The organism is Streptomyces sp. PU-14G (assembly GCF_041028275.1).
In the GTDB taxonomy this organism is placed as follows: Bacteria; Actinomycetota; Actinomycetes; order Streptomycetales; family Streptomycetaceae; genus Streptomyces.
Window position 1 is genome coordinate 1 of record NZ_JASKYT010000353.1, and the last position, 7,415, is coordinate 7,415.

Annotated in this window: 6 protein-coding genes and 1 pseudogene; 2 read left to right on the top strand and 5 right to left on the bottom strand. The window is 72.7% G+C overall.

Annotated features, from left to right (window positions below; all coding sequences use genetic code 11):
- Positions 1–86 precede the first annotated feature (86 nt).
- Complete coding sequence (locus tag AB8Z75_RS28505; RefSeq protein WP_369206939.1) at positions 87–1,412, bottom strand: ArsR/SmtB family transcription factor; 1,326 nt, start codon at positions 1,410–1,412, stop codon at positions 87–89.
- 121 nt (positions 1,413–1,533) lie between these two features.
- On the opposite strand from AB8Z75_RS28505, the gene AB8Z75_RS28510 reads away from it, so the two are divergent.
- Complete coding sequence (locus tag AB8Z75_RS28510) at positions 1,534–2,787, top strand: MFS transporter (protein WP_369206941.1); 1,254 nt, start codon at positions 1,534–1,536, stop codon at positions 2,785–2,787.
- On the opposite strand, the gene AB8Z75_RS28515 is transcribed toward AB8Z75_RS28510, so the two are convergent.
- Positions 2,678–3,070 (bottom strand): 4-oxalocrotonate tautomerase family protein, encoded by a 393-nt coding sequence (locus AB8Z75_RS28515; protein ID WP_369206943.1) that lies wholly within the window; start codon positions 3,068–3,070, stop codon positions 2,678–2,680. The genes AB8Z75_RS28510 and AB8Z75_RS28515 overlap by 110 nt on opposite strands.
- A gap of 208 nt (positions 3,071–3,278) precedes the next feature.
- On the opposite strand from AB8Z75_RS28515, the pseudogene AB8Z75_RS28520 reads away from it, so the two are divergent.
- Positions 3,279–3,656, top strand: a pseudogene (locus tag AB8Z75_RS28520) (MarR family transcriptional regulator); the annotation flags it as partial.
- Between the two features lie 319 nt (positions 3,657–3,975).
- On the opposite strand, the gene AB8Z75_RS28525 reads toward AB8Z75_RS28520, so the two are convergent.
- The 3 genes from AB8Z75_RS28525 to AB8Z75_RS28535 all read right to left on the bottom strand — a co-directional run.
- Positions 3,976–4,974, bottom strand: a complete 999-nt coding sequence (locus AB8Z75_RS28525) for a malate dehydrogenase (RefSeq protein ID WP_369206945.1) — start codon at positions 4,972–4,974, stop codon at positions 3,976–3,978.
- A 302-nt stretch (positions 4,975–5,276) separates the two neighbouring features.
- Positions 5,277–6,635 carry a DUF2690 domain-containing protein gene (locus AB8Z75_RS28530; protein ID WP_369206947.1) on the bottom strand — a complete coding sequence of 453 codons (1,359 nt, stop codon included), beginning with the start codon at positions 6,633–6,635 and terminating at the stop codon, positions 5,277–5,279.
- A 370-nt stretch (positions 6,636–7,005) separates the two neighbouring features.
- Positions 7,006–7,415 (bottom strand): DUF3017 domain-containing protein (locus tag AB8Z75_RS28535; protein ID WP_369206950.1); only part of this gene is annotated, 410 nt, incomplete at its 5' end.

A 7,415-nucleotide genomic window follows, 5' to 3' on the forward strand; every position in this document is an offset into this window, starting at 1 on the left:
GAGGGGTGGGGTCCCGTTTATGGCCACGGGGGGTGTCCCGTTCATGGCCGCGAGGGTGTACCTGGTTGCTCCCGTCGCCCGCGACGTCATCGGCCCGTGGGCCCGAACGCCTGGGCCCGGGGCCGGGTCTGGGCTTGGGACCGGGTCTCGGTCTGGGCTCGGGACCGGGCCTGGGTCTGGGTCTGGGTCTGGGCGCGCACGAGGGTGTCGCCCGCGGCCGTGCGGTAGTAGAGCACGGACCGCCCCGCCCGTCGCCGGTGCACCAGGCCCGCGTCACGGAGAACCTTCAGGTGGCGGCCCGTCGAGCCGAGGCCCTGGCCGGTGAGGCCCACGAGTTGGGTAGTGCTCATGGGGGACTCCAGGAGCACCAGCACCGCGGCCCGCGCGCGACCGAGCAGCACCCCCAGAGCGTGCGGGGCGGGCGGCCCCTCCCCCTCGGCGAGCGCACCGGCACAGGGGTAGACCACCGCATACCGGGAGCGGGCCTTCGCCCCCGGGCTCCGGATCACTCGCGCCACCGCCCCCGCGCCGTCCGCACCACCGTCGTCCGTATCGCCCGCCCCCTTCGCGTCCTCCGTGCCCTCCGTCCCTTCCGTCTCCTCGTCACCAAGACCGTCACCGAGGCCGTCGCCTCGGCCGTCCTCGCCGCCGTCACCAGGGCCGGCCCCGCCGTCGACACCGAGTTCGTCCCCGTGGCCGTCTGCCGGGGTGCGGTCGCGGCAGGGGGTGGTCTCCCAGGAGACCCACCCGGTGCGTGGGGTCACCGGGACGAACATCAGGCGCCCTCCCGCCAGATCGCGGGGCGGGAGGTCCCACGCGTTGATCTGGAGCCGGCTGTCACCGAGCCACCGCATGCCGGGCCGCATGTCGTCCAGCGCCGCCGCCCAACCGCCACGGCTGAGCTGCGCCGTCCGCGCCACCACGTCGGCCTCGATCACCCGTCGGCGCCGTGGCCAGTACGGCAGCACCGTCTCGCGCCACACCCAGGTGAGGGTGTCCGCCGTGCGCCCCGGCAGGTCGTCCCGGCACAGCAGGGACGGCAGCGGGCCTCTCTTCCCCAGCGAGACCAGCAGGTCGGCGCGTGCCGCTGCGGGCGACGCCTGGCGGATCCGCTCGACCTCCTCCTCGAACGAGGCCTCCGTGCGCGGCCGTTCGCCGGGCTCGGGCGTGGGTGTGAGGAAGTCGGCGTTCCACGTGGGCCCGAGTGCTGCGCGGATCAGCAGTGCTGTGACCGGGTCGGCGGACTGGCGGGCACGGTACGCGGACAGGTGCGCATCGAGCCAGGCACGCTCACCGGGGTGGGTGGGGCTGCCGCGCTCCAGCACCTTGAGAGCGGCAATCGCCTCCGCCAGCGGGGAGATGACGAACCGGCTGCCCGCGAGCACGTCTGCGTCGATGTGCCACCACCCCACAGCCCACCTCCCCCAGACGCCCGTGGCACCACCGGGGCGAGGACGCGGGCCGGTGAGATCCATCGTTTCGCCCTGGTGCGAAACAGTAACCGCCGTGGCGGGGCCGCCTCACACTCCCTCCATGCGCACCTACCGCGAACTCTTCCGGGCGCCCGAGTTCACCCCTCTCTTCCTCACCAGCGCTCTCCACGTCGCGGGCCATACGGTCAGCGGCCTGGCTCTGGGAACGCTCATCTACGCGGCCACCGGCTCCCCTCTGCTCTCCTCCCTCGCCATGTTCGGGCCCTCGCTGGCCCAGCTCATCGGGGCGACGACGCTGCTGTCGGCGGCCGACCGGCTACCACCCCGCGCCGCGCTGGGCGCGCTGCCGCTCGCGTTCGCCCTCGGTACCGCCGCACAGGCCGTGCCGGGGCTGCCTGTCGTCGCCTCGTTCTCCGTACTGCTCGTCCTGGGCGTGCTCGCCTCGCTGGGAGGCGGCGTGCGGTACGGACTCCTCAGCGAGATCCTCGCCAAGGACGGTTACCTCCTGGGACGTTCGGTGCTGAACATGTCGACCGGCGTCACGCAGATCTGCGGGTACGCACTCGGCGGGGTGCTCGTCTCCCTCCTCTCTCCGCGTGGCACTCTGCTGGCCGGTGCCGCGCTCTACCTGGCGAGCGCAGGCACCGCGTGGTGGGGTCTCCGTCGACGCCCGCCTCGCGCCACCGGCCGCCCGTCCGTGGCCGCGACTTGGCGGACCAACTCCCTGCTGTGGTCCTCCCCCGCGCGCCGCTCCGTCTACCTCGGGCTGTGGGTGCCCAACGGCTTGGTAGTCGGCTGCGAATCCCTCTACGTTCCCTATGCGCCGCACGAGGCCGGGCTGCTGTTCGCCTGTGGTGCGGTGGGCATGCTGGCCGGGGATACCACCATGGGCCGCTTCGTCCCCCAGCGATGGCGCACACGACTACCCGTGCCGATGCTCGCGCTACTGGCCTCCCCCTTCCTCCTCTTCGCCCTGCGGCCACCGCTCCCCGTGGCGGCCGGACTGGTGACGCTGGCGACGGTCGGCTTCGCCGCCAGCCTGCTGCTCCAAGAGCGCCTTCTGGAGCTGACCCCCGAGAAGCTGAGCGGACACGCGCTGGGGCTGCACGCCTCCGGGATGCTGGCCATGCAGGGCGTGGGGGCCACGCTCGCGGGCGCCGTCGCCGAACGGACCTCCCCCGCCACCGCCATGACCCTCGTCGCCGCGCTCTCCCTGGCCGTGACACTCGGCCTGGCGCGGGGTCTCACTCCAGCCGGCCGCCCACACCGGAGCGCCCCGCGGGAATGCCCACCAACCGCACCGTCACCCGCTCCCGCACGCTCTCTCCGAGCACCGCGACGACGGCGTCCGTGATCGCGGATATCAGCTTCTCCGGAGCTCGGGCGAAGTGCGGATGGTGGAACAGGCCCTCCTTGGAGCGCAGGGTGACGATCGGGGACGGCTCTTCCGTCAGCTTCCCGCCCACTCCCCAGCGCCCGCGCTCCACACCGAGCAGCTCGACCGCGACGATGTCGCGGAACGACTCCGGATAGACCGTCAGCGCCGCTTCCGTCAGCTCCTCCACGAGCCGGCCGCTCACCGGCGAGTCCTCCCCGCCCAGAGCTTCCTCATGAATCTGCACTTCGAAGTGCGGCATGGCCTCTCCCCCCGTCGGCAAGGTGAGGAAACGGGCCGCTAACATGCGAAAGCCCGATTCCTCTTTGATGACAAAACATCTTTGGTTGCAAAGCTAATGGGAGGCCAGCGCGATGTCAACGGACGGCCACAGAAGGGAAACCGAGCAGGATCCCCAGCGGGACGGGGGCCTCGCCGAAGACGAAGCCGTGCGGGCGCTCCTGCAGTTGATGCCCCGCATCGTCGGCCGGGTCAAGCGCCTCCCCGTCCCCGACGAACTGCAGTCCCTCGCGCTGGCCCCCCGCCACCTGTCCCTGCTCTCGCTCCTCCTCTTCGACGGCCCGACGACCGTCAACGACCTGGCCGCCCGGCTGGAGGTCGCCCCCACCACGGTCAGCCTGATGGTGGGCGAGCTGAGTCGTAAAGGGGTGCTGGAGCGGCGGGAGGACGAGAACGACCGGCGCCGCCGCATCGTGAGCATCGCCGAGGACAAACGCGCCACCATCTCCGGCTGGCTAGCCCGCGGCGCCGACGCCTGGCGCCACGCGCTCAAGGCCCTCTCGCCGGTCGAGCGGGCCCTGGTGGTGGCGACTCTGCGGGCCTACGAGGACGCCGCGTCGGACGAGGACACGGCCTCGGGCGGGGACACGGCCTCGGGCGATGACACGGCCTCGGGCAAGACCACGGCCTCGGACGGGGGCGCTGAGGCGGAGGGCGACGCCTCGTCGGCCGGCGTCACCCGAAAGAGCTGACCTCTCCGCCGGAGATTGAGCCCAGCGGAACGCGCGAGGGCCCGCGTGGATCGGGAGTGATCCACGCGGGCCCTCGTTGGGCGGTGGCGGCCCACCGCTCAGCGGCGGTGGACCGGCTCGCGGCGCACGGACGCCGTGCCGTGCTGCGCCGTGCCGAGTTGCGCCGCGCCGCTCGTCAGATCAGGCCGAGACCGCGCACCGCGTCACGCTCGTCGGTCAGCTCCTTGACGGAGGCGTCGATGCGGGTGCGGGAGAACTCGTTGATCTCCAGGCCCTGGACGATCTCGTAGGCGCCGTCCTTCGTGGTGACCGGGAAGGAGGAGATGATGCCCTCGGGCACGCCGTAGGAACCGTCCGAGGGGATGCCCATGGAGGCCCAGTCGCCCTCGGCGGTGCCGTTGACCCAGGTGTGGACGTGGTCGATGGCGGCGTTGGCGGCGGAGGCGGCCGAGGAGGCGCCGCGGGCCTCGATGATGGCGGCGCCGCGCTTGGCGACGGTCGGGATGAACTCGTCGGCCAGCCACTTCTCGTCGTTCACGACCTGGGCGGCGTTCTTGCCGGAGATCTCGGCGTGGAAGATGTCCGGGTACTGGGTGGCGGAGTGGTTGCCCCAGATCGTCAGCTTCTTGATGTCGGCGACGGTGGAGCCGGTCTTCTTGGCGAGCTGGGTGAGCGCGCGGTTGTGGTCGAGGCGGGTCATGGCGGTGAACCGCTCGGCCGGCACGTCCGGCGCAGCCGCCTGGGCGATCAGCGCGTTGGTGTTGGCCGGGTTGCCGACCACGAGGACCTTGACGTCGTCCGCGGCGTGGTCGTTGATGGCCTTGCCCTGCGGCTTGAAGATGCCGCCGTTCGCCTCGAGCAGGTCGCCGCGCTCCATGCCCTTGGTACGGGGGCGGGCGCCGACGAGCAGGCCGACGTTGGTGCCGTCGAACGCCACGTTCGGGTCGTCGGTGATGTCGATGCCCTGGAGCAGCGGGAAGGCGCAGTCGTCCAGCTCCATCGCGGTGCCCTCGGCGGCCTTCAGCGCGGGGGTGATCTCCAGCAGGCGCAGCCTGACCGGCACGTCGGCGCCCAGCAGCTGGCCTGAGGCGATGCGGAAAAGCAGCGCGTAGCCGATCTGGCCTGCGGCGCCGGTGACGGTGACGTTGACGGGGCTGACGGGAGTGCGGGTCATGGCGTTCTCCGTAGTACCTGACGTGGCTGGCGGGTGGCCGGAAGTCTCTCTACGTCAAGAGACCCATCGGCCAGGCTATCCGACCCCGTACCCGCCGCACCCCCGGGTCGGCCCAACGAGCGCCGCACCCCCTCCACCAGGCGGTTGCCGCTACAGCCGCGCCAGGCGGTTGCCGGTACGGCCGCGCAAGGCGGTTGCCGGCGCGGCGCCTCTGCCGTCGACCGCCGCGCCTCGGCCGCCGGCCGCCGCGCTTCCGCCGCCGACCGCCGCGCTTCTGCCGTCGACGGTTCTCCCCGCGCCGTTCACGGCACCGTCCGGCCCGGGGTGGTGCAGCCCTCGCCGCCCGCGGCCGTCGTCGCGCAGGCACGCGCGTCGTCCGCGGTCGGCGCGGAGACCATCGCGGTGTACGCGTCGTTCGCCGCCACCGTGTCGCTCTCCTTCTGTCCGCCAGGGCCGGTGATGCGCAGGACGTCGTCGGCCGCCGCGCCGCTGATCCTCCCCCACGCCGCCTTGCAGACGTCGCTGTAGCGCACCTCGACGAGGCCGGAGCCGACCCGTGCCGAACTGACGGTCGCGGCGTGTGCACCGCCGCAGCCCATGGCCTCCGGGTCCTCGCCCGAGCAGTCCTCGCCCGCGCACTTCACCCCTGCGGGCAGTTTCCGGGTCTTCTCCGTGGGGGACGGCTTCGGCTTGGCCTCCTCGTCCACACCGCCGCCGAGGTCGAGGAAGAGGACCGCCCCCGCGACGAGCACGAGCACACCCACGAGAGCCGCGAGCAGGACGGTGACCTTGCGCCGACCGCCACGCCCCGGACGCTCGCCGCCCGCGCCCCCGGTGCCCGACGCGCGGGGCCCCGTCCCGTCGGGGCCGCGCACCTCAGGGCGGTTGGCGACTGAGCCGGCCACGCCGGGGCCGGTGGCGCCGAAACCGGCCGCCTGCCCGTCCGAGCCACCGCTCCGCTGCCCCGGCACCTGGTGTTCGCGCGTGCCGGGGCCCGTGGCACCCGCCGCGCGGATGGCGTCCTTGCGCAGGACGGCCGTCTCCTGGTCCTGAGGCGGTTCGCCCCGCACCGCTTCACTCGCGAACGGGTCACTCCCGGCGGACGGTCCACTCCCGGAGAGCTGACTTCCGGAGAGCTGACTTCCGGAGAGTTGGCTCCCGGGGCGTTCGCCACCGGGACGTTCGCCCTTGCGCCGCCTGCGGCCCTTCTGCCCTACTCCGGTCTCCGGTCCCGACGCCTCCGGTCCCGGCGCCTCCGGTCCTGACGCCCCTGGTCCCGACGCCTCAGGTCCGGACGCCTCCGCCCCCGCCCCGGTCGTTTCGGTCCCGTTGAGCGCGGCCCTGGCCTGGGCGATCTGGATGGCCTCCAGGGTGGTGTCGTGCCGCATCTCGCTGCGGCTCCACGCCCGTTCGGCCAGCTCCCACATGGTGCCGAGGTGGCGCACGTCCGTGCCGGTCACCTCGGCGAGGGCCTGGGTGGCGCCACGAGGCGGCAGCAGCCGACCGCTGAGGTAGCGCTCCCACGACGACTTGCTGTAGCCGGTGCGGTCGGCGATGCCCGCGATGCTCAGTCCGCTGCGGTCCACGAGCCGCCGCAACTGGTTCGCGAACTCCCGGATCTGCGGGTCCAGATCCTCCGGTAGCGACCTCCAACGAGGCATGGCCTCCCCCTCGTCCCCGACTGCGCTGTGTGCCTTCCCTTCCCCCGTGTGTGCGCCGCGGCCCCGGGTTGCGTACTGGCTACCCAGGGGGATGCAGGCGGCCAGGATGACAGCTCCGGAAGCAGGGGCGCACGGGAGCGTCACGGGCCGCAACCCACGCCCGCGCACACCCCCTAGTCCACGCGTACGCCCTCTAGTCTGCCAGCCCGTCCGGACGCCAACCGTTATGTCCGTCACGCACCACTCACACGAGTGGTACGCGCGCCAGTCACCGGTTCCCACCGTTCCGTTGAGCCACCGCCGCCCCGTGCCGTCGCGAAGGTCGTGTCCGCAACGGTGCGGGATGGCCTCGTCGTTGACGTCCGCCCGGTCAGCGGACGGTGAAGTGCACGATCGTGTCGAGGAACGGCACCGTCAGCAGGGGCTTGGGCTGGGCCATCAGGGCCAGGAGCACGATGGCCAGCCCCAGCACGCCGTAGAGGACCATGTCGGTGAAGCGGGAGCGCACGGCCAGCATGCCGACCGACGGCTTCGCCCAGCGCAGTGCGGCACCGCCCAGCAGCGCCAGGCCGATGATCAACGTCCCGGAGCGGAACTCGATCACCGTCACCAGCAGACCGATCAGCACACCCGCGCACACGGCCAGCAACGGCCACTGCCGGTAGGGGGCCGGGTGGTGCCCTCCGACCGCGCGTCCGCCGCCCTCGGGCCGCGCGGTGTCCCGTGTGAGCACGGGAAAGCGCCGCGAACGCCTGCGCGGCGCTTTCCCGKSCTSCCGTC

Coding starts and splice junctions, on each gene's coding strand:
- AB8Z75_RS28525 (WP_369206945.1), bottom strand. CDS start 4,974: ATGACCCGCACTCCCGTCAGCCCCGTCAACGTCACCGTCACCGGCGCC.
- AB8Z75_RS28530 (WP_369206947.1), bottom strand. CDS start 6,635: ATGCCTCGTTGGAGGTCGCTACCGGAGGATCTGGACCCGCAGATCCGG.
- AB8Z75_RS28510 (WP_369206941.1), top strand. CDS start 1,534: ATGCGCACCTACCGCGAACTCTTCCGGGCGCCCGAGTTCACCCCTCTC.
- AB8Z75_RS28515 (WP_369206943.1), bottom strand. CDS start 3,070: ATGCCGCACTTCGAAGTGCAGATTCATGAGGAAGCTCTGGGCGGGGAG.